General features: G+C 68.2%; 21 protein-coding genes. 9 read left to right on the top strand and 12 right to left on the bottom strand.

The features are described 5' to 3' along the window. The first annotated feature begins 37 nt into the window (after nt 1-37). Genes AACH06_RS15095 through AACH06_RS15085 form a run of 3 tightly spaced genes read left to right on the top strand, consistent with a single transcriptional unit; the run spans nt 38 to nt 4,160 of the window. Nucleotides 38-1,150 (top strand): branched-chain amino acid ABC transporter permease, encoded by a 1,113-nt coding sequence (locus AACH06_RS15095; protein ID WP_341426566.1) that lies wholly within the window; start codon nt 38-40, stop codon nt 1,148-1,150. Further along, nucleotides 1,147-3,282, top strand: coding sequence for a D-(-)-3-hydroxybutyrate oligomer hydrolase (locus tag AACH06_RS15090; RefSeq protein ID WP_341426564.1), 2,136 nt, complete (start codon nt 1,147-1,149; stop codon nt 3,280-3,282). The genes AACH06_RS15095 and AACH06_RS15090 overlap by 4 nt, the downstream gene beginning before the upstream one ends. A 32-nt stretch (nt 3,283-3,314) precedes the next feature. Then, nucleotides 3,315-4,160 (top strand): alpha/beta fold hydrolase, encoded by an 846-nt coding sequence (locus AACH06_RS15085; RefSeq protein WP_423222037.1) that lies wholly within the window; start codon nt 3,315-3,317, stop codon nt 4,158-4,160. A 17-nt stretch (nt 4,161-4,177) separates the two neighbouring features. Here AACH06_RS15085 and AACH06_RS15080 read toward each other — a convergent pair whose 3' ends face one another. Beyond that, on the bottom strand, nt 4,178-4,591 hold the full coding sequence (locus AACH06_RS15080; protein WP_341426563.1) for a hypothetical protein: 414 nt from the start codon (nt 4,589-4,591) through the stop codon (nt 4,178-4,180). A gap of 302 nt (nt 4,592-4,893) precedes the next feature. Between AACH06_RS15080 and AACH06_RS15075 the strand changes: the two genes are divergently transcribed. Continuing rightward, nucleotides 4,894-5,250: a hypothetical protein gene (locus AACH06_RS15075; RefSeq protein ID WP_341426561.1), complete on the top strand. Its 357-nt coding sequence runs from the start codon at nt 4,894-4,896 to the stop codon at nt 5,248-5,250. A gap of 57 nt (nt 5,251-5,307) precedes the next feature. On the opposite strand, the gene AACH06_RS15070 is transcribed toward AACH06_RS15075, so the two are convergent. The 8 genes from AACH06_RS15070 to AACH06_RS15035 form a co-directional block, all read right to left on the bottom strand. After that, nucleotides 5,308-6,747 carry a S8 family serine peptidase gene (locus AACH06_RS15070; RefSeq protein ID WP_341426560.1) on the bottom strand — a complete coding sequence of 480 codons (1,440 nt, stop codon included), beginning with the start codon at nt 6,745-6,747 and terminating at the stop codon, nt 5,308-5,310. Then, nucleotides 6,744-7,457 carry an anti-sigma factor family protein gene (locus tag AACH06_RS15065; protein WP_341426559.1) on the bottom strand — a complete coding sequence of 238 codons (714 nt, stop codon included), beginning with the start codon at nt 7,455-7,457 and terminating at the stop codon, nt 6,744-6,746. The genes AACH06_RS15070 and AACH06_RS15065 overlap by 4 nt, the downstream gene beginning before the upstream one ends. Continuing rightward, entirely contained in the window at nt 7,454-8,041 is a 588-nt protein-coding gene (locus tag AACH06_RS15060; RefSeq protein WP_341426558.1) for an RNA polymerase sigma factor, read from the bottom strand. The genes AACH06_RS15065 and AACH06_RS15060 overlap by 4 nt, the downstream gene beginning before the upstream one ends. A gap of 108 nt (nt 8,042-8,149) precedes the next feature. After that, nucleotides 8,150-8,785, bottom strand: a complete 636-nt coding sequence (locus AACH06_RS15055) for a TorF family putative porin (protein ID WP_341426557.1) — start codon at nt 8,783-8,785, stop codon at nt 8,150-8,152. Between the two features lie 137 nt (nt 8,786-8,922). Next, entirely contained in the window at nt 8,923-9,774 is an 852-nt protein-coding gene (gene asd / locus AACH06_RS15050; RefSeq protein ID WP_341426556.1) for an archaetidylserine decarboxylase, read from the bottom strand. A 77-nt stretch (nt 9,775-9,851) separates the two neighbouring features. Beyond that, on the bottom strand, nt 9,852-10,328 hold the full coding sequence (locus AACH06_RS15045; protein WP_341426555.1) for a hypothetical protein: 477 nt from the start codon (nt 10,326-10,328) through the stop codon (nt 9,852-9,854). Between the two features lie 80 nt (nt 10,329-10,408). Continuing rightward, complete coding sequence (locus tag AACH06_RS15040; protein WP_341426554.1) at nt 10,409-10,642, bottom strand: hypothetical protein; 234 nt, start codon at nt 10,640-10,642, stop codon at nt 10,409-10,411. 155 nt (nt 10,643-10,797) lie between these two features. After that, nucleotides 10,798-11,373 (bottom strand): DUF1415 domain-containing protein, encoded by a 576-nt coding sequence (locus AACH06_RS15035; protein WP_341426553.1) that lies wholly within the window; start codon nt 11,371-11,373, stop codon nt 10,798-10,800. A 65-nt stretch (nt 11,374-11,438) separates the two neighbouring features. Between AACH06_RS15035 and AACH06_RS15030 the strand changes: the two genes are divergently transcribed. The 5 genes from AACH06_RS15030 (at nt 11,439) to AACH06_RS15010 (ending at nt 15,096) form a co-directional block, all read left to right on the top strand. After that, nucleotides 11,439-11,909: a YbaK/EbsC family protein gene (locus AACH06_RS15030; protein WP_341426710.1), complete on the top strand. Its 471-nt coding sequence runs from the start codon at nt 11,439-11,441 to the stop codon at nt 11,907-11,909. Nucleotides 11,910-11,922: 13 nt separating this feature from the next. After that, nucleotides 11,923-12,123, top strand: coding sequence for a DUF1289 domain-containing protein (locus AACH06_RS15025; RefSeq protein ID WP_341426552.1), 201 nt, complete (start codon nt 11,923-11,925; stop codon nt 12,121-12,123). Nucleotides 12,124-12,127: 4 nt separating this feature from the next. Next, entirely contained in the window at nt 12,128-12,715 is a 588-nt protein-coding gene (locus AACH06_RS15020; RefSeq protein WP_341426551.1) for a 2-hydroxychromene-2-carboxylate isomerase, read from the top strand. 205 nt (nt 12,716-12,920) lie between these two features. Next, nucleotides 12,921-14,576 (top strand): MFS transporter, encoded by a 1,656-nt coding sequence (locus AACH06_RS15015; protein WP_341426550.1) that lies wholly within the window; start codon nt 12,921-12,923, stop codon nt 14,574-14,576. 313 nt (nt 14,577-14,889) lie between these two features. Then, complete coding sequence (locus AACH06_RS15010; protein WP_341426549.1) at nt 14,890-15,096, top strand: hypothetical protein; 207 nt, start codon at nt 14,890-14,892, stop codon at nt 15,094-15,096. Nucleotides 15,097-15,149: 53 nt separating this feature from the next. On the opposite strand, the gene AACH06_RS15005 is transcribed toward AACH06_RS15010, so the two are convergent. From AACH06_RS15005 to AACH06_RS14995, 3 genes are all read right to left on the bottom strand, one after another. Beyond that, the gene (locus tag AACH06_RS15005) at nt 15,150-16,256 is read right to left on the bottom strand and encodes an NAD(P)/FAD-dependent oxidoreductase (protein ID WP_341426548.1); all 1,107 of its coding nucleotides are present in this window, start codon (nt 16,254-16,256) and stop codon (nt 15,150-15,152) included. 39 nt (nt 16,257-16,295) lie between these two features. Next, nucleotides 16,296-19,334, bottom strand: coding sequence for a transglycosylase domain-containing protein (locus AACH06_RS15000; RefSeq protein ID WP_341426547.1), 3,039 nt, complete (start codon nt 19,332-19,334; stop codon nt 16,296-16,298). Between the two features lie 232 nt (nt 19,335-19,566). Continuing rightward, nucleotides 19,567-20,952: a DEAD/DEAH box helicase gene (locus tag AACH06_RS14995; protein WP_341426546.1), complete on the bottom strand. Its 1,386-nt coding sequence runs from the start codon at nt 20,950-20,952 to the stop codon at nt 19,567-19,569. Between the last annotated feature and the right edge of the window lie 89 nt (nt 20,953-21,041).

Below are 21,041 nucleotides of genomic sequence, written 5' to 3'. Positions count from 1 at the left end.
GCGCCGTGTGCAGGCCGCCTCACCGTGAGGGGCGCGCATGTTGAGCCGCCTGCTGTCGCACGACCTGCCTCGCAGCCGGCCTCTGGCCTGGGCCTTGGGTCTGGTGCTGGCGCTTCTGGTGATCGAGCCCTTCGTCTTTCCTGGCGCCAAGGCGCTCAATGTGGCCGCGAAGATGCTGGTCTTCGTGCTGCTCGTCTCGAGCTACGACCTGCTGCTGGGCTACACCGGCATCGTCAGCTTTGCCCACACCATGTTCTTCGGCATCGGAGCGTACGGGGTGGCCATCGGGTGCACCTGGGGCGCCGGCGAAGATGGCGTGGGGCTCTCTCCTGTGCTGGCGGGCGTGGCGGTGGCGTTGCTGTTGTCTGCGCTGCTCAGCCTGCTGATCGGCTTGTTCAGCCTGCGGGTGCGGGCGATCTTCTTCGCGATGATCACCCTCGCGGTCGCCGCGGCATTCCAGACGCTGGCGTCTCAGTGGAGCGGCCTGACCGGCGGGGAAGATGGCCTGAGCTTCAAGGCGCCCGCCTGGTTGTCACCGTCGTTCGAGCCCTTCGACGAGCCGGTTTTCGGCCTGGTGATCGATGGCAAGGTCGTGGCCTATTACCTGGTGCTCGCGGTGGTGGCGGCGTCGTTCCTGGCGCTGCTGCGCATCGTCAACTCGCCCTTCGGTCGGGTGCTGCAGGCCATCCGCGAGAACGACTTCCGGGCCGAGGCGATCGGCTACCGCACGGTGGTCTACCGCACGCTCAGCAACGTGATCTCGGCGGCCTTTGCCACGGTGGCGGGCGCGCTGCTGGCGCTGTGGCTGCGCTACACCGGCCCCGACACCACGCTCAGCTTCGAGGTGATGCTGGATGCGCTGCTGATCGTGGTGATCGGCGGCATGGGGACGATGTACGGCGCGGTCATCGGCACGGTGCTGTTCCTGTTCGCCCAGAACTATCTGCAAGACGGGCTGCGCTGGCTGGGGGGAGAGCAGGGGCCGATGTCGGCCCTGCCCTGGTTGCAGCCGCTGTTCTCACCCGACCGCTGGCTGCTGTGGCTGGGCCTCGGCTTTGTGCTGTGCGTGTATCACTTCCCGAGCGGCGTGGTGGGTCGCCTGCGCGCTGGGGGCCGGACCACTGAATCGACCCGAGGAGAAACGACATGAATCGACATCTGCTGTGCTGGCTCGGCCTGGCCGCCTGGGCGGGCGGCGCGCCGGCGCTGGCCGCGCCGGTCAACACCCCGCCGGCCGTGCTGCGTGGGCCCGTCCAGGAGACCGTCTACGACGGCGTGTCGGACGACCTGCTCACCGGCGGGCTGGGAAAGACCGGGCTGCTGGGCGCGGCGCCGGCCTTCGTCGATCCGCTGCATCCCACGTCGGCCGAGCTGCGCCGCAATGCCATCCACACCAACTACCGCGCACTGGTCGATTCCACCGTGGCGGGTGGCTTCACGGTCTTCTATGGCCCCAACATCGACACCGAAGGGAGAGACACCCTTGGCGAAGGCAAGATCGCCGGACGCGAGTACATCGCCTGGGCCGACGACGGCAGCGGGCGACAGAACGTGACCTTGATGGTGCAGGTGCCCGACAGCTTCCGCCCTGAAGCGGCGTGCATCGTCACGGGCACCTCATCGGGCTCGCGTGGCATCTACGGAGCCATCGGCACCTCGGGCGACTGGGGGCTGAAGCGAGGCTGCGCGGTGGCCTATGCGGACAAGGGCAGCGGCAACGGCTTTCACGATCTGATGACGAATCTGGCCGCCGCGCGCGATGGCACCCTGCTGGACGTGGGCTCGGGGAGCACCGAGGCGCTGTTCGCCGCCGACATCACCGAGGCCGAGCGCGTGGCATTCAACACGGCCACACCGAATCGGGTGGCCTACAAGCACGCCCACTCGCAGCAGAACCCCGAGAAGGACTGGGGCCGGCACACGCTCAATGCGATTCGCCTGGCCTTCTATGTGCTGAACGAACGCTTCGGCAAGGTGGGCCACGACGGTTTGCGCCGGGCCACGCTGAATTCGAAAAACACGCTGGTCATCGCCAGCAGTGTGTCCAACGGCGGTGGCGCCGCGCTGGCCGCCGCCGAGCTGGACACCGAGGGCCTGATCGACGGGGTGGCCGTCAGCGAGCCCAATGCACAGCCGCGGCATGTGAAGCAACTCTCCATTCGTCAGGGAAGCACCACCATTGGAACGATCGGCAAGCCGTTGGCCGACTACTTCACCTTCGCCAACGTGTACCAGCCTTGCGCATTGCTCTCGGCCCAGGCTGGTTTGTCGCTTCACCCGGCCTTCTGGCCCGCGGCCTACACCACCTCGGCGCAGAACCGCTGCGCGGCGCTCGCCGCCAGGGGATTGGTGAAGGGTGCGACGCTGTCCGAGCAGGCCGATGACGCACTCGCACGTTTGCGTGCCTACGGCTGGCAGCCCGAGAGCGACTACCTGCAGCAATCGCATTACCGATTCGCCACCAATTCCATCGCGGTGACCTACACCAACGCGGCCGGTCGCTTCAGCGTGCTGGATCGCCTGTGCGGCTTCAGCTTTGCCAACACCGACGCCTCCGGCAGCGTGATCGCTCAGGTGCCGGCGGTGCAGGCGGGTCTGTTCGCCACGGGCAACGGGGTGCCGCCCACCTCGGGCGTGAACGTCGTCTACGACGATTCGGTGGGCGGTGCGCGGCTCGACTTCCTGGCAAGCTCGCCCAGCACGGGCAGCGCCGACTTCGCGCTCGACGGGGCCTTGTGCCAGCGCGCGCTGGTCACCGGTCGGGACGTGGTGACCGGGCGCCGATTGACCGGGCCGATGAAGGCCTGGTCTGACCGCGTGCGAGCGGGCATCGAAGAGGTGCAGCTCGGTGCGCACACCCACGGCACGCCGGTGCTCATCGTCGCGGGCCGCAACGATGCACTGCTGCCGGTGAACCATGCCGCCCGCGCCTGGTTTGCCAAGAGCCAGTCGGGTGGCGCGAAGGCCGCCAATGTGCGCTATGTCGAAGTCACCAACGCCCAACATTTCGATTCGTTCATCGCACTGGGCTTGTTCCTGGGCTACGACACGCGCTATATCCCGCTGCACGTCTATTTCAACCGGGCGATGGATGCGATGTGGGCGCACCTGGTGAGCGGCACGCCCTTGCCGCCGAGCCAGGTCGTGCGCACCGTGCCGCGCGGGGGCGTGCCCGGTGCGGCGCCCGCGCTCACTGCGGCCCATGTGCCACCGATCCTGCAGCAGCCGGCAGCAGGCGACTTGATCGGCTTCAGCGCCAACACGCTGACGATCCCGGACTGAGCCGCTCCCTCGACTTGGAAGAAGGTGCCGAGATGATCGAACCGGTGTCGCGCTACCTGTGCTGTGAGGGCCGTGAACTGCATCTCACCGAGTGGGGGCCGGCGCAGGGGCCGGCCGTCATCGCGTGGCATGGCCTGGCTCGCACTGGGCGTGACATGGACGACATCGCCGCGCACCTCGCCGGCCGCGGCTACCACGTGATCTGCCCGGACACGATCGGCCGCGGCCTGAGCCAGTGGAGCCCGGATCCGACGGCCGAGTACTGCCTGGCCTTCTACGTGCGGCTCGCGGTCTCCCTGGTCGATCAACTGGGCCTGCAGCAGTTCGCTTGGCTGGGCACGTCGATGGGCGGCGCCATCGGGCTGCGCGCCGCGGCCACGCAGTTGCACGGGCGCATCCGCCGGCTGCTGCTCAACGACATTGGCCCTCGTTTGGCGCCGGTGGCGGTTGAGCGCATTCGAGGCTATGCCGGCAACCCGCCAGCGTTCGCGACGATGGCTGAGTTGCAGGGCTATTTCCGCAGCGTCTACGCGCCCTACGGCTTCTTGACCGATGCGCAGTGGCTGCGCCTGACCGAAACCTCGGCGCGGCGCCTGCCGGACGGCCGAGTGACGCCGCACTACGACCCGGCGATGGTGCAGCAGTTCATCGTGCATCCGACCGACTACGACCAGTGGTCGGCCTGGGACTCGCTGGCCATCCCGGTGCGTTGCCTGCGCGGCGAAACCAGCGACCTGCTGGAGCCCGAGGTCGCCCAGGCGATGCGCACGCGCGGCCCGAAAGCCGAGGTGATCGAGATCGCCGGATGCGGCCATGCGCCGGCGCTGAACGTGCCGGCGCACTTTGCACTGGTCGAAGGCTTCTTCTCAGAATCCTGAGGCGCCGATGCGTTCGCTCACTGCGGTGCGGCTGGGCAGGCGACGGCCGGCAGGTGGCCGACCTGCTCGTAGTTGTTGGCGCCCTGGCGCATGATGAAACCGGCCACGTTGTACGAGGCACCGCAGGCCACCGTCATGGAGCCGCTGACGCCGGTGGCGAAGAAGCCGACCGGGGTCACGCTGTCGTTGACCGCTTGCGTCACCAGCACGCCGTTGATCTTGATCTGAGCCTTGCGAACGACCGCTGGCGCGGTGAAGTCGTCCCTCATGGTGGCCAGCAGCGAACACTGGCTCTGCCCGGCAACGAGGCTGGTCATGATGCATTGGCCGGTCAGGCTGATCGGGTCGGCGTGCGACACCGAAGCGAATGAGGCCAGTGCGGCGGCGCCAGCGAGGGTGGCTGCGCGACGGACGATGGAAGAGTGGTTCATGGAAATCCCCCCAGTTGGTTGTTGAAATCGATGGATGGCCTGTCGACGCGTGGGGTGCACGCGTGTCGTCGGACCCCGGCTGCCTCTCGGTCAAAAGGCAGCCCGGCACTCTAGCGGCTTGTCGACCTTGTCGACGCATGGAACGTGGGGGGTGCACAGACCGGTCCTGACGCCCAGAGTCGAGGACCCATGGCCTGACTTGAGCGTTCGCGCGGCAACCTTTCGGCCCCGCTGTGGCACCTACCGACGAGCACCTTCGCCCATCGTCGATGGCGGTGCCACAACGGATCGAGGATCAGTCAATGGACATCTCGCGCAAGCGATTCTTGGGTGCCTTGGGAGCGGGGACCGTGGCCTTGTGGCTGCAGGCCTGCGGCGGAGGCGGTGGCAGTGATGATGGAGACGACGGCTCGCCTGAAAGCTGCGGTGCCAGTGGTGCGTCGATCGGCAGCAACCATGGTCACTCGTTGACGATCGCGGAGGCGGACTTGAGCGCCACCAGCGACAAGACCTACAGCATCCAGGGCAGCTCGGGCCACGATCACACCGTGACCTTCACGCCGGCCCAATTGGCGGCGCTGAAGTCAGGCCGCTCGGTCAGCGTGACCTCGACCACCGCCGCTGGCCATTCACACACCGTGACTGCCAGTTGCGCGTGACCAGCCACTGGGCATGACCACCAGCGGCGCGTTGGGGGGCGGCCCGAACTCGGCGCGTCACGAGCGCCGGCTGGTGGCAAGGCGCGTGCTCAGCGTGCGCAAGGCGGCGCCGGCATCGAGCACTCTGCCTTGGCTGGCGCCTTGGAGCAGCGTGCTCAGGGCCAGTCGATCCAGCCGAGGATCGGCGGCCAGCAACAAGGCGGCCACGGCGCTCACGTGGGCGGCCGCGATGGATGATCCGCTGGCGTAGTCGTAGCCGGTGCCCGGCTGCAAGGTCAGCACATCACGGCCGGGGGCCGCGATCACGCTGGCATCGGCGGGCGACTGCAGTTCGCCCGCCACGCCGACCGCCAACACACCCTCCACGCCGGTCGGAAACCCGCCACGCCGGCCGTCGGGCGGCAAGGCGCCGATGATGACGCGCCCTTGCCGCAGCAACTCGCCGAGCAGCTTCTCGAGCAAGGGGTCGCTCGGGCCGCCCAGGCTCAGGTTGACGATCCGGGCGTTCGACTCGAGTACACCGGCCAGCGCCTTGGCCAGCGTGAATGAATTGCAGCGCGCGGGGCTTTCTGCGCCCCCCGTGGCATGGCGGCCCCAACAGGCCTTGAACACTTCCAGCCCCGCCTGCGGTGCGATACCGACGATGCCTTCGCCGTTGTTGCCCACCGCGGCGATCACGCCCGCCACTTCGGTGCCGTGCTTGTCGCCTTCGAAGCGTGCCGCCGGTTCTCCAACCAGGTCACGGGTGGCCAGGATGCGGCCCCGCAGATCGGGGTGGTTCAGGGCCGCGCCGGTGTCCACCACGGCGATGCGAACGCCCGCACCGGTGCTGATGCGGTGGGCCTGGGCCGCGCCCATGTCGAGAAAGCTGCGCTGGAGGTCGACGTACGGGTCGTTGTAGGGCACGCGTTCGGTGGGCGCCCCCGGCGACGTCGGGGTGGCCGCCGGGGTGCCAGGGCTGTTTGTCGGTGAGGTCGATGGGGGCAGCGCAGGGGGCGGCGGCGCGCCCGGCCCTGTGGCGCCTTGGGTGTCGAACTCTTGCAGCGGCTGAGCCAGGCGCACGCGGGGGTCGGCTTGCAGCGCGGCAAGCACCTGGCCGCGTTCGGCGCCCGCGGGCAGCTCGAACACCACGCAGTGCCAGCCCAGCGAGACGATCGGCCAGCCGGCGGTCTCGCGCAGGCCGTGTTCACGTGCCAGCGCTGCGAGCGTGGCGGCGGCGCGGCTGCCCAGCACATAGCGCGGCGCCGCCCCGTAGCTGCCCAGGCTGGCGCCGGCGCGGCCGCCGGGTGAACTCAAGGGGTTGTCCACCGCGAGCACGATGTAGCGGCTGCTTTCGTCGCGCATCGCCGCTGAGGCCGCCTCTGGCTCGGTCGCCGCTGATGCGCAGCCCCCCAGCGCCAGCGTCTGCAGCACCGCGGCGCCGCAAAGCAACCACGACCCCACCCACCGCCTCGGCCTCAGCCACAAAGTGGCGCGATCGGCTGTCGCTCGACTCATGGCGTGCCGCCGATCGGCTCGGCCATGCGGACCCCAGGGGACGCACGCAGGCGGGCCAGTGTGGCGTCGCGGGGGGCAATGGCGCCGATCGCCGGGGCCAGGGCATAGGCGCCCGCGGCATTGGGGCCGCTGACGATTTGCAGCTGCATCGACTGCAGCAGGCCTTGCCATTGCGCCAAGGTCATCTCGGCCTGCGGGACCACGCGCCAGGCGGCGTTGGTGGCCGCCGGTGCCGCCGTGTCGGACAAGGTGCGGTAGCCGTTGCCGTCGCCGTCGGCGCCGGTCAGCTGCAGACTCATGACCCCCAGCCCGACGGCCTGGATCACGACGGCGGCGGCCAGCGCCCAGGTCACACGCTGTGCCCGGGCCGTTGTGGGTGGCAGGGATGTGGGGGATGTGGGGGCGGCGACAGGGTAGCCCGAGGGTTCGGGCTGGTCTTGGCCCACGTCGTCCAAACGGCCCAGCAGGCGCTGCAGGCCGGCTTCCGCCGCGCAGTCGTCCGACTCTGCCGTCGCCGGGGCCGCCAGTGCATCGTGCAGGCGCTGCTGCCACGAGAGTTCGGCGCGGCAGTCGTCGCAATGCGCCACGTGCTCGGCCACCCAGCGGGCCTGTTCGGGGGTGGCGCGGCCGTTCACCACCCAAGGCAGTGCCTCCCAGGCGCGCAGGTGTTCGGGGCGGGCGTCGGTGTGGTCAGGGGTATCTCGGTTCATGGCACTGCTTTCGGGCTGCGCTGGCCGGCCAGGTCGGGCAACAGGTTGCGCAGCTTCACACGGGCGTGGAACATCCGCGCCTTCACCGTGCCCACCGGGCACTGCATGATGGCGGCAATTTCTTCAAGGGAGTGGCCCTCGCCATAGGCCAGCTCCAGCACGATGCGCTGGTCTGAGGGCAGGCGCGCCATGGCCTTGCCCAGCCAGTCGCGCAGTTCGTGCTCGGCCTGGGGGTCAGACGACGGATCGGCCAGCTCTTGCACGGCGGTATCGGACACATCGACATCGGCCTCCTCGCCGTGCTGCCGAAGCGCCTTCAACGCGCAGCGGTAGGCGATGCCGAAGATCCAGGTGGAGACGCGGGAATCGCCACGGAACGCGGCCGCCTTCTGCCAGACGATCCAGAAGCAATCGTTGATCACCTCGTCTATCACATCGGGCCGCCGCGTCAGTCGCGACAGGAAGCGCGCCAGTCGGCGGTGGTAGGGCCGGTACAACCCGGCCAGTGCCTGCCGGTCGCCAGAGGCGATGCGGCGCAGCAGCGATCGTTCGAGATCGTCGTCGTTGGAGGTGTCGGAGGTCATCGGCGCAGGCTCAGCTTGCCCGGTGAGTGCACCAGCGCGGTGAAAAGGTTGCGGTGGGCCGAAAAAAGACTCCCGCTGCTTGGCGCAGCCCGCGGGGCTGTCCGCCGATCAGAACTGCCAGCCGAGGCTGACCGTGGTTCTCGGGTCATTGCCGCCCGCCATGTACGGGCGGGCGGCGTCGCTCGCGCCCACCTGGCGCAGGGCGGCCCGCCATGGCCCGGCCTGCCATTCCACCCCCACATCGCCGTAGGTGTACCAGACCCCAGGCCAGCGCAGCACTTCACTGCGGCCCACGCCGGCTGCCAGGGTCCAATGGTCGGACAACGGCCATCGCAGCGACAGTTCGGCCGCGGGGTACAGGTGGTCGTCGGCCGGTTTGCCGGTCATCCGCAGCGCGGACAGCGTCAGCGTGGCGACATCGCGGTAGCCGGCCGAGAGCCCGGCTTCGGCCCGGTCGAACGCCCGGTAGGCCGGCCCGCCGCCTGGGTAGACGTAGACACCGGCATGGGCTTGCCACTGCCAGTTGTCGCCGACATGGCCATAGGCGGCGCCGCGCGCCACCACGAGGTAATCGCGGGCATGGTCCTCCGGGGCGGTGAGGGCCAGCGTGGCCGCCCAGGCCGTGTTGTCCGACACGGTGAGCAGGCCTTGCGCGACAGCGTCTGTCGGCCAGGGGGACATGCCGCGTTCGATGAAGTCGGTGGCGATCGAGGCCTCGCCCCCCCAGACGAGCCCCTCGGCCATCAAAGGCCCATGAGCGCCGAGGCTGGCTGCCGTGAGCAGCCCGCTGGCCAGGTACCGCGCAGTCGATCGACAGGCGCGACGGCGGCCGCACGGCGGCGGCGGCCGGCAGCGATGCGTCGACAACCCGCCGGGCCCGTTCATCCCGCCATGGCCTCGCCCAGGCGGATGGCGCCTGCGGGCGCCCAACCGGCGTTGAAGCGCAAGGGTTGCCCGTCCGGCCGGCGCTGGAACAGCATCACGACCGTCGAGCCGAGGAGGAATCGGCCCATCTCTTCGCCCTGCTTCAGAACGATGTTCTCGTTGTGGTACGCCCACTCGCGCAGATGCCCCGGCCGCGGCGGGTTCACCACGCCATGCCAGACGGTGGCCATGCTGCCCACGACGGTGGCGCCCACGAGAACCAAGATGAAGGGGCCGAGCGGGCCATCGAACAGGCACACCACCCGCTCGTTGCGGGCGAACAAGCCGGGCACGCCCCGGGCGGTCGTCGGGTTCACCGAGAACAGATCGCCTGGGACATGCAGCATGCGCAACAGGCGCCCATCGCAGGGCATGTGGATGCGGTGGTAGTCGCGTGGGCTCAGGTAGAGCGTGGCGAACGAACCGCCATGGAAATGGGCCGCCAGGGCCTGGTCACCGCCAACCAGTGCGGCGGTCGAGTACTGGTGACCCTTGGCTTGGAAGATCTGGTCGCCGTCGATCGGGCCGAACTGGCTGATCGCGCCATCCACCGGGCAGATGAGCGGCGACGTGGCGATCGGTCGCGCGCCGGGCTTCAGCGGCCTGGTGAAGAACTCGTTGAAGGTCTTGTAGGCGCCGATGTCGGGCTGCGCCGCTTCGGCCATGTTGACGCCATAGCGCGCCACGAAGCGCTCGATCACCCAAGTGGTCAAGCCACCGGCTTCACGGCGAGCCAGCGCGCCCATCAGCGAAGTCAGGGCCTGCTTGGGCAGCAGGTATTGCGGCAGCACGCGCAGTCGGTCGGACACGGCATCAAACGGGTTGGCGGCAAGGGCCGCGATTGTAGGAGGGCGGGATCACGCCCTGCCGCCAGCCGCTCCGATGGTCAGCCGTTGGGACCGATCTCGCCCAGCTTTTCTCGGACAGGGCCGGGAACTGATTCCTCGACTTGCTTCTTCATGTCGGCGATGGCTGTACCGGTGGCCATGCCGTTGACGACCTCCACACTCTTTCCGAAGACCTTGACGGGCAGCGGGGCGGCAGGGATCTGCATCGCTTTGGCCGCTCCATGAATGATCGCGCTCGTCGCCGCGGTAACTTTGGCTTGTTCGGCGACATGCTCTTGAGCGGCTTGCGCGACGTCTTTGATGCCCTCTTTGCCGAAGCTGGGAGCGGCGGAAGCAACTTTCGCCGCCTTCACTGTCGTGTCCCAGGCGTTGGTGGCGGCGACCTGGACTGCGGTGGCACCAAGCGCAGTCTTCTCCTGGAGGCTGGTCTCTCCGTTGGCCAGTCGACGAAGGCCCTGCACTTCGTCTCGCAATTCAGCCGAACTGTCGACCAGATTCTCGATCTCGTTCTTCATTGCTTGACCGGTCCTCTGCGGATGGCGCGCTGCATCGGCCGCATTCGCCACAGTGCGCTGGGCCCTTTCGGCTTTGCACTTCAGCGAATCTCCAATCGACAACTGGCCGGTGCGAGCGCGCAACTTGTCAGCAGTCTCACCCGCCGTGTCACCCAACTCCAATCGGGGCTGTTGCCGGGGGGTTTGGCGTTGCCTTCAGGTTTCTTGTCGCCCTCAATCCCTTCTTTGGCGGACTCGGCGGCCTTTTCCAAGCCATATCCGACGCCCGCTCTTCCGATCACTTTTGCCGTATTGACGACCACGTTCCTCAACATCGAGCGCTCCTTTCCTGGGTTGGGACGCTGCCGGGCGAACGACCCCAGCGTCTGTCCTGGAGCTTCGAGAAGCTGTGCGCGGTCCGCAGCGCAGCGGCGAAGCGCTGCGTTGGCTGACGAAGGAGGGCGGAACGCGTCGCTACAGCTTTCGGCGCTCATCGCGCCCTGGCAAACAACCCGTTCCACCCGTCCAGTCCCAGGCGCTGCAGTGTTTCCATGTTGCGCTCGTAGATGGCCTCGGCCTCGGGGAAGGCTTCGACGGCGCGGTCGATGCTGGCCTCGCGCAGCAGGTGCAAGGTGGGGTAGGGCGTGCGGTTGGTGTAGTTGGTGATGTCGTCTGGCGCGGTGCCGGCGAACTGGAACTGGGGATGGAAGCTGGCGATCTGCAGCGTGCCCTCCAACCCCAATTCGTCCAGCAAGGCATCGGCTTCGTCGAGGAAGTCGTTGAAGTCCAGAAAGTCCTGCAGCACGTGGGGGTGGACGATCAGCGTCGTGTCGGTCACCTCGGGGTCCGTGTGAACCAGGTGCTGCAGTTCCTGGGCCAACAGTGCTTTCAAGTCGGTCGTCTCGGTGGCCTCGCTCAACACATAGCGCACCTGCCCCTTGATCTGGACACTCTTGGCAAAGGGGCAGAGGTTGAGCCCGATCACGGCGCGCTCGACCCAGTCGCGCGTTCGGGAAAGGGGATCGTCGCCCGTCGAGCCGGGCACGAGGCTGTCTGAGGGTTTCATCAGGGCATTGTGGCCCGGTCACAATTCGGGCCATGGCTGCCGATACCTCCCCCGACGATTCGCCCATGCACGAGGCTTTCATGCAGGTCACGCGCCTGCTGGCCGATCTGGGACACCCCCACCGTCCTCGTTGGCTCGATGTGCCGGCCCGCACCTGCCAGGAGGCGGCCGAGGCGCTGGGCCTGACCACCGGCCAGATCGCCAAGAGCGTGATCTTCCGCCGCAAGGCCGACGACGCCGCGGTGCTGGTGGTCGCGTCGGGCGACAAGCGGGTGGACGAGAAGAAGGTGGCGGCGCTCGTCGGGCCGGTGGGCCGGGCCGATGCCGATTTCGTCAAGTCGAAGACGGGCTACTCGATCGGCGGCGTGGCGCCTGTGGGCCACGCCACGCCGCCCGTCACGCTGATCGACCGCGAACTGTTTCGCTTCGACGAGGTCTGGGCGGCGGCGGGGCATCCCAACGGGGTGTTCCGTCTGTCGCCAGGTGATCTGGAGCGCCTGACCGGCGCCCCGGTGGCCGACGTTGTCCAGGCCTGATCGAGGGCGCGCGATGTCCACGGGAGTTGCTTCGCCCTGCAGCAGTGTCTGCCGCATGAACGACCACACCGGCTGGTGTGAGGGCTGCTACAGGACGATCGACGAGATCATCGCCTGGAGCACGATGCCTGATGACGCGAAACGCCGGGTCTGGCAGTTGCTGCCGGCACGCCGGCAAGCCGTCGCCGCGAAGGCTTCGCCCAAGCAAGGCTGAGGCCATGACGCCGATCGTCTTCTACTTCGATGTGGTCTCGCCCTACGCCTACCTGGCGTTCGAGCACTGGCCGGAAGCGATGGTGGGCTGCAGCCATGTTGTCGAATACCGCCCGGTTCTCTTCGCGGGCCTGCTGAAGGCGCACGCGCACAAGGGCCCGGCCGAGATCGCGCCGAAACGCGAGTGGATGTTCCGGCAGATCGAGTGGCTGGCGCGCCGGCATGGGGTGGCGTCGATGCGCACGCCGGCACCGCATCCTTTCAATCCGCTGGCGCTGCTGCGGTTGTCGCTGGCGTGCGGACCGGCGGGGCGCATGCCGAATCGGCGCATTGTCGAAGCGGTCATGCGCCATGCTTGGCAGGGCCAAGGGGCGGATCCGAACGACCCGGCGCGTCTCGCGTCGTTGCGCGCCCAGCTGGCGCCGCAGCGTGACCCCGACAGCGATGAGGTCAAGGCCGAGCTGAGGGCACTCACGGACGCGGCGGTGGCCCGGGGCATCTTCGGCGTGCCCACCTTCGAGGCCCAGGGGCAGTTGTATTGGGGCCTGGATTCGCTGCCCATGCTGCGCGAGGCCCTCCAGGGCACGGCCTGATCGCGGTTGATCGTTGGCGGATCGGGGGCCCGTACTTACCCGCGGTTGCACTTCCACTCTCACATGGCGCAACCGAACCTCAGGGTTTGGCCTGAGTTTGTCAGTTTCGTATCAGCCAGCTGTCAGAACGAGGTCAGAGGCGGCTTCGATAGTTCGCGCCATGTGCCGCCGAGGTGGTGGCACAGCGATCTCTCAGGAGAGCTACATGGCAACAGCAGTGGCAGCCAACGCGCCGATGACGAAGGAGGAGAAGAAGGTCATCTTCGCCTCGTCGCTCGGCACGGTGTTCGAGTGGTACGACTTTTATCTGTACGGCACGCTGGCCGTCATCATCGGCAACCAGTTCTTCTCGGCGCTGGACCCAGCCTCGCGGACGATCTTCTCGTTGCTGGCCTTCGCCGCGGGCTTCATCGTGCGGCCCTTCGGCGCCATCGTGTTCGGCCGCCTGGGCGACATGATCGGCCGCAAGTACACCTTCCTGGTCACCATCTTGATCATGGGCCTGTCGACCTTCATCGTCGGCGTGCTGCCCAGCTACAGCTCGATCGGCGTGGCTGCGCCGATCATCCTGATCGGCTTGCGGATGCTGCAGGGCCTGGCGCTCGGCGGTGAGTACGGTGGCGCCGCCACCTACGTGGCCGAGCATGCCCCGCACGGCAAGCGCGGCGCCTACACCTCGTGGATTCAGACCACGGCCACCGTCGGCCTGTTCCTGTCGCTGGTGGTGATCCTGGGCGTGCGCACCTCGATTGGCGAGAAAGAGTTCGCCGACTGGGGCTGGCGCATTCCGTTCCTGGTGTCGATCTTCCTGCTCGCGATCAGCGTGTGGATCCGCCTCAGCATGAACGAATCGCCCGCCTTCAAGAAGATGAAGGAAGAGGGCAAGACCTCGAAGGCGCCGCTGACCGAATCGTTCGGCCAGTGGAAGAACCTGAAGATCGTCATCCTGGCGCTGGTGGGCCTGACCGCCGGCCAGGCGGTGGTCTGGTACACGGGCCAGTTCTACGCGCTGTTCTTCCTGACGGGCGCGCTGAAGGTGGACGGTGCCTTGGCCAACATGTTGATTGCAGCGTCGCTGATCATCGGCACGCCGTTCTTCATCGTGTTCGGTTCGCTGTCCGACAAGATTGGCCGCAAGCCGATCATCATGGCCGGCTGCCTGATCGCGGCGCTGACCTACTTCCCGCTGTTCAAGGCGCTGACCGCCGCCGCGAACCCGGATCTCGCCAAGGCCCAGGCCACCAACCGCGTGGTCGTCACCGCCGATCCGAAGGAATGCTCGTTCCAGTTCAACCCGACCGGTACCGCCAAGTTCACCAGCTCGTGCGACATCGCCAAGCAGGTGCTTTCGGGCCGCTCGGTGAGCTACGAGACGGTGGATGCTCCGGGCGTCGCCAAGATCAGCATCGGCGAAACCATCATCGAAAGCTACGCCTCCACTGGCCTGCCGGCGGATGAAGCGAAGAAGAAGGACGCCGAGTTCAAGAAGGTGGTCGGCGATGCGCTGAAGGCGGCAGGCTACCCCGAGAAGGCCGATCCGGCGAAGGTCGACAAGGTCAAGATCGTGTTGATCCTGTCGCTGCTCGTGATCTACGTGACGATGGTCTACGGCCCGATCGCTGCGATGCTCGTGGAGCTGTTCCCGACCCGCATCCGCTACACCTCGATGAGCTTGCCGTACCACATCGGCAACGGCTGGTTCGGCGGCCTGCTGCCGGCGACGGCGCTGGCCATCGTGGCGCAGACGGGCAACATGTACAACGGCCTGTGGTACCCGATCATCATCGCCGGCATCACCTTCGTGATCGGCATGTTGTTCGTGAAGGAAACCAAGGACGTGGACATCTACGCCCGCGACTGAACTCGAACACCTGGCGGGGGGAGGGCGTCGCTGCCCGCTCCCGCCTGCATGTGCATGCTGGTTGTGGAGGGCCACACCGGTGGGGCCGACAGGCCCGCATGACACGACAGACATCGCGCGGGCTCCACCCGCCGGCAATCCGACGGGCACCAGTCAGTGTGCTCGCAGAGCAGCATCCAGGGCGGCCCCAGTGGCCGCCCTTTTTCGTGGGCTGTCGTTGCAGGCGATCGGCGTCGCGGGCCCGCCGAGGGTGTCCGCCTCGTGTCAGCCTCGCGCACTATCGTGAAGCATCGAACCAACCGGGACACCTGCCATGTGGAAGATCGTCGTTGCCTTCATCCTCTTTGCCGCCTTGGCGATGTTCATGCTCTCCAAGGGGGGTGATGTGGACATGAGCGGCGAGAAGCATGGCATCGACGCCCACCCGGCAGCGGCGTCCGAGGCGGCTGCGGCGCCCACCGAGTCGGCCAGTGCGGCCGCGCCGGCCGCCCCCGCGGCGGCTTCAGCTGCGTCCAACTGACCATCCCGATTGCTCGCCGCGCCGGACTGCGTGCCCGGCGGGCCCGGGGTGCTTCAGGCTGCCAGCGCTTCGCGCACCTGCTCCGCGATGGCCAGCGCGGCCGTCAGCCCGGGTGACTCGATGCCGAACAGGTTCACCCAGCCGGCAAGCCCATGCAGGGCCGGCCCATCGATGCGAAAGTCGGCGGCCGGCTCCCCGGGGCCACTGATCTTCGGGCGCACGCCTGCGTAGCCAGGTTGCAGGGCACCAGATGGCAGGCCGGGCCAGTAGCGACGCACCTCGGCCTCGAAGCCGGCGCCATCGGCAGGGTCGATCTGGTAGTCGATCTCATCCACCCAACGGAAGCTCGGGCCGAATCGGGCTTGGCCACCCAGATCCAGCGTCAGGTGGACACCCAGGTGGCTGCTTTCTCCGGGCACGGGGTAGATCAGATGGCGGAAAGGGGCCCGGCCGGCGAGGCTGAAGTAGGCGCCTTGCGCGTAGTGCGCCTGGGGCACGTGGCGTGGATCAAGCCCTTCGATGCGGCGCGCCAGGTCGCAGGCGTGCAGCCCGGCCGCATTCACCACCTGGCGAGCACGAAGCCGGCTCGGTGTGGCGCCACCGATGTCGAGTATCAAGCCGGCCGCCGTTGATTCGCCGCGCAGCACCGGCGACTGCACCGCCAGCATCGCGCCGGCGGCCTCGGCATCAGCCAGCAGGGCCAGCATCAGGCCATGGCTGTCGACGATGCCCGTCGAGGGTGACAGCAGCGCGCCGCGGCAGTCCAGCGCTGGCTCCAGTGCTCGGGCTTCGTTGGCGCTCAGGCGCTGCAGGTCGTCCACCCCGTTGGCGGCGGCCTGTGCCATCACCGCGTCGAGACGGTGCAGCTCGTCGTCGCTGCAGGCCACCACCAGCTTGCCGCAACGCCGGTGCGCCACGCCGTGTGCTTCGCAATAGTCGTACAGCAGGCGCTTGCCCCGCACACAAAGCCGGGCTCGGCGCGAGCCCGTGGGGTAGTACAGCCCGGCGTGGATCACTTCGCTGTTGCGCGCACTCGTGGCGGTGCCGAAAGCCGACTCGCTTTCGAGAATGACCACCTCGTGGCCCGCCAGCGCCAAGGCGCGTGCGCAGGCCAGCCCCACGACGCCTGCGCCGATGACCACGGTGTCGATGTCGTCCATGCCGGCATTGTGCGCAGCGCGCCGGTGGGCGGCGGACGCTCAAGGGTTGGCACTGTTCGCCGCCGTCACCACCGGCGGCGGTTTCTGGCAGGCTGAGCCTTCGATCAGCGGCAGCAGGCTGGGGGCCAGGGCTTTCAGCAGTTGCGAGGGCATGGCGCTGGTGAATCTGTAGTGCTCGGCATCGGCGCCTTGCACGTAGGCCATCAGCGTGCCGAAGTACCGGTCGCCGATCAGGAACGCCAAGGTGGCCGAGCGGCTGACGACGCGCGACGACACCAGTTTGCCGCCGGCACCGAAGACCTCGAAGCGGTGATCGCCGGTGCCCGTCTTGCCGCCGATCGGGACGATCTGCCCGTCGGCCAGCTTGATGGCGCCTTTCAGGCGTTTGGCCGTGCCGTTCTCGACGACGCCGATCACCGCGTTGCGCACCACATCCGCCACTTCGGGCTGCATGACCTGTTCGGCGGTGGCCGGGCGCCGTGACAACCGGGTCTCATACGGCGTGCCGGTGGCGAACTGCAGATCGCGCACCCTGGCCTGGGGCCACCACTGGCCGCGGTTGACGATGATGCCCATCAGCTCGGCCAGGGCGGCGGGCCGGTCGCCGGACGCGCCCAATGCCGTGGCATAGGACGGGGTGAGCGATTCGAAGGGATAGCCCAGCCGCTTCCATGCTTTGTGCACTTCGGCAAAGGCCTCCAGCTCCAGCTGGTTGCGGATGCGTGAATCCTGGGCGCTCTTGTGCCTCGTCTTGAAGAGCCACTCGTACGCTTCCTGCCGCTGCTGGACGCTGGCGTCAAGCACCTGGGTCAGCGTGGCCTGCGGGTGGGTGCGCAGGTGCCCAGCGACCCACATCGCCAGCGGGTGCACCCCGGCCAGGTACGCCCTGTCGGCCAGGGACCAGCGACCGGCTCGGTACTTCTCGTGCAGGCCGGCGACGCTGTCAGGCGGGTCTTCCAGGTGCCGGGCCAGGAACTGGGCCAGGCCGGCTTCGTCACCCTCGGGTTCAAGCCCGTAGTAGAGGCTGGCCAGGCGCGACGGCCTCGGGCGGGCGCCGTCGAGCAGCGCCACCTCGATCTCGTCGTTCGACTTGCCGGCGAACTCGCGGTAGTAGCGGGCGACGAAGGTGCGACCTTCCTTGTCGGCAAAGCGCGCCAGGTAGGCCCGGCGGGCGGGGTCCGACGGGTCGCCCAGCAGCGCGGCGTTCATGTCGTCGCGGTCGGCCATCACGTGGCGGACGATGTCGCGCATGAGGCGGATGAAGACCAGGTTGACCGAGCGGGTCAGCGCTTCGCGCACGGTCATCGTGCGGTGGTCGTCTTCGGGTTCGAAGTTGTCGAAGTGGTGAAGCCCGCCACCGGTGAAGAAGCCCTCGTCCGGATTGGCCGAGTAGGTGCGCTCAAGGGCGGCTTCCAGCATCGGCTGCAGACCACGGTCTTCCGCGGTGCGCAGATGGTCCAACGCCCAGCGTCCGATGGCATCGTGCTCCGGGCGCTCGATCGCGGCCAGCTCCTGTGCACCGAGCCCACTCCAGCGCTGGTGGAGGTCGGCCACTTGCTCGAGGTAGGTGACCAGGGTGCGCAACTTGGCGGTGGAGCCCAGGTCCAGCCGGGCGCCTTCGTTGAGGTCGAAGGGTTGGTCCAGGTTGTCGGTCTGCACCCGCAACAGATTGGCGCCGTCGACGCGCTCGAAGAGGGTGAAGCTGAAGATGATCTTCGACGGGTCGTCGCCTTCGTTCAGCAGCCGAAAGCCGTACAGGCCCGCGGCCTTGGCCGCCTTCGGGTCGTTCAAGCTGCGCAGCAGGCTGGTGGCGGCATGCTGAGGCTCGGCGGCCAGGCTGCTGTCGACCGCGAGGTCCAGCCGGTCCAGGTCGTACGCGCGCGGCATGCCCAGCATCTGCTGCAGGCGGCCACGCACCGCCGTCGCGGCCTTGCGGTCGATGAACGATACCGGTGGCTCTGCCGGAGGGCGGCTCAGGGGTTGCAACTTCAGCGGCAGCGCCGCGTCGCGCAACGCGGTGGGGATCACGCCGGCCTCGGCCAGCAGGCGCAGATGGCTGTCGGTCAAGGCCTGCAAGTCGCGTTCACCCTCGCCGCCCAGATAGTGAGAGGGGCGCCGCTGCGCCACCATCAAGGACAGGGCCTGCTTGTAGACCAGGGCTTGCTGCGGCAGCAAGGCGGGCTTGAAGGCCAGCGCGTCGCGGCGGGGCGGGCCGGGTGGCGGTTCGGCCACAGGCGTGGTGAGGAGGCGATTGGCCGCGGCGAAGTCGCGCCCGTACCAGGCCCACAGCCCGTCGCCCAGGCCGTTGACTTCGCCAAACCCGGCCTGGGCCGACAGCGGCACGGTGTTGAGGTAGTCCAGCACGATTTGCCGACGGCGTCCGGTAGTGTCTTCGCCGTCGAGGTAGGCACGCAGCGAGGCCGAAGCCATCTGCCGCAGCTTGTCGCGTGCCGTCTCGGTGCGGCCTTGTGGGGAGTGCCGGTATTTCTCGATCTGGGTCGCCAGCGTGCTGCCGCCGCCGGCGCTGTGTGATTCGTCGACCCGCCGTACCAACTGATCGAACACCGCCTTGCCGAGCCGGTCCCACTCGACCGCGGGGTTGCGGGTGGCCGGCGGATCGAACAGGTCGCGGTTTTCGATGTACAGCAGCGTGTCGATCAGCAACGCCGGTGCGGTGCCGAAATTGGCGTAGGTGCGCTCGGGGTAGCTGGCGTCGTACAAGGCGTCGCCACGGCAGTCACGCACTGTGAGCCCGGCCTGCGTTTTCTCGCGGTAGGGCGTGAAGAGGCCCTTGTCGTGCCAGCGCAGCATCGCCGGCGACATGCGGGCCTGCGCGCTGACGTCGTAGCCCTGCTCCTTCAGCCGGTCGATCAGCTGGGGCAACTGGTGGTAGCCCAGGCGCTGGTCGTAGGGCCCGTTGCCGGCAAATCGGATGGCGTCGCTGGGCCCGGGCCCGAGCTGATAGTGCAGATCCCGGGTGCGTGCCGAGAGCCATTCGGCCTGTTGTCGGGAGGTTCGAACCTCGTCGGCCACCAGCACGGCGACGGCCAGCGCAGACAAGACCAGGACACCGGCCACGATGCGCCGGACATGAAAATTTCGAGGGGCAACGACCTTGGCATCGGACAAGGAAGCCTGCCTTTCGCGAGCAACATTCCGACCTTCACATTACCCCCGGGTGTTCGACAACACCAGGGGCATGGTCAGCGCATCAGGGGTGTTCGCGGGGCCTATGCAACACCCGCGGCACCACCGGTTGACGCCCTCGCGGTGTCACTCCACAGTCATCTGGTTTCGGCAGGAGATGCGTTCAGCGTGCGCGTCGCGTCGGCGGGCCCGATCGCCTGGATGCCGGGCCCGATTCCGGCGCGGGCGACTCGGGTGACGAGCGGGCTGGTGACGGTCGCGCCGCCTTCGCGGCGGGCTCTGGCGTCGTCTCGGTTGCTGCCGCCGCGGCGGCCTCGCGCAGCTTGTCTTTCTTGCTCTTGCGATGGCCCTTGACGCCGCCATTCGGGTCGAGCCCAGTGCCTGCGCCTCGGTCGCGCTCAGGCGGCGACTGCGCGGGCTCGAACCCGGCCACGGTCTCACGAACCAGGCGTTGGGCCTGGCGCTTCTCGATCAGGCGAAAGTGCGCCTCGTTCGTGGCGGTGACGAAACTGATCGCATCGCCCTGGCCGCCGGCTCGGCCGGTGCGGCCGATGCGGTGGGTGTAGTCGTCGGTCGAGCGCGGCAGATCGTAGTTCACCACCAGCGGCAGCGCGTCGATGTGCAGGCCGCGGGCCGCCATGTCGGTGGCCACCAGCACCCGCACCCGACCCGCCTTGAAATCGTCCAGCGCGGCCACGCGGGCACCCTGGCTCATGTCGCCATGAAAGGGGACGGCCGGAAATCCACCGCGGGTGAGCTTGTCGGCCACATGCTCAGTGGCGTACTGGGTGGCCACGAACACGAGCGCCCGGTCGTCGCCAGCAGCCTTCAGCAGGTGCTTGAGCAGCTCCGTGCGGCGGTCTTCGTCCACCGCAATCGCGCGCTGGCGGATGTCAGCCCGCGCCAGGGCCGCGGTGGCGACCTTCGCATCCACCGGATCGACCAGCCAGCCGTCGGCCAGTGTGCGCACCGGGGCCGGCAGCGTGGCCGACACCAGCACCGTTTGGCGCGGCGCGGGCAGCAGGGCGCGCACCTCGGCCAGTTCGTCGGCGAAGCCCAGCGCCAGCAGGCGGTCGGCCTCATCCAGCACCAGGGTGCGGACCTGGCCGAGCTGCAGTGCGTTGTGGCGCACCAGATCGAGCAGCCGGCCGGGCGTGGCGACCACCACGTCCGCCCCGCCGCGCAACGCCATCATCTGCGGGTTGATCGAGACACCGCCGAACACGACCGCGATCTTGGCCAGCCCCGGCAGCTCGTGGGCGAGGTCACGCAGGGTCTGGCCCACCTGCAGCGCCAGCTCACGCGTGGGCACCAGTACCAGGCCTTCAACCGGCCGTGGCGCCCGGGGCTTGCCCGCCAGCCAGCGCTGGAGCAGAGGCAAGGCGTACGCCAGCGTCTTGCCTGAACCCGTGCGGGCCTGGACGAGCAGGTCGCGGCCCTGGAGCATCGGGCCCATGGCGGCCGCCTGGACCGGCGTGGGTTGCGTGTGGCCCTGGGCCGCCAGCGCCTGCAGCAGCACCGGTGCCAGGCCAAGTGATTCGAACGACATGGGGCGATTGTCCGTTGCCTGGTGTCGCCCTCGGCGAGCATCGAGAATGCGCCCCAGCTGTTTGACCCCGTCCCCATCAGGAGAACGAC

Origin of the sequence: Ideonella lacteola (assembly GCF_038066555.1) — a bacterium.
Taxonomy (GTDB): Bacteria; Pseudomonadota; Gammaproteobacteria; order Burkholderiales; family Burkholderiaceae_C; genus Ideonella; species Ideonella lacteola.
This window is presented reverse-complemented; position numbering and strand designations above follow the sequence as displayed.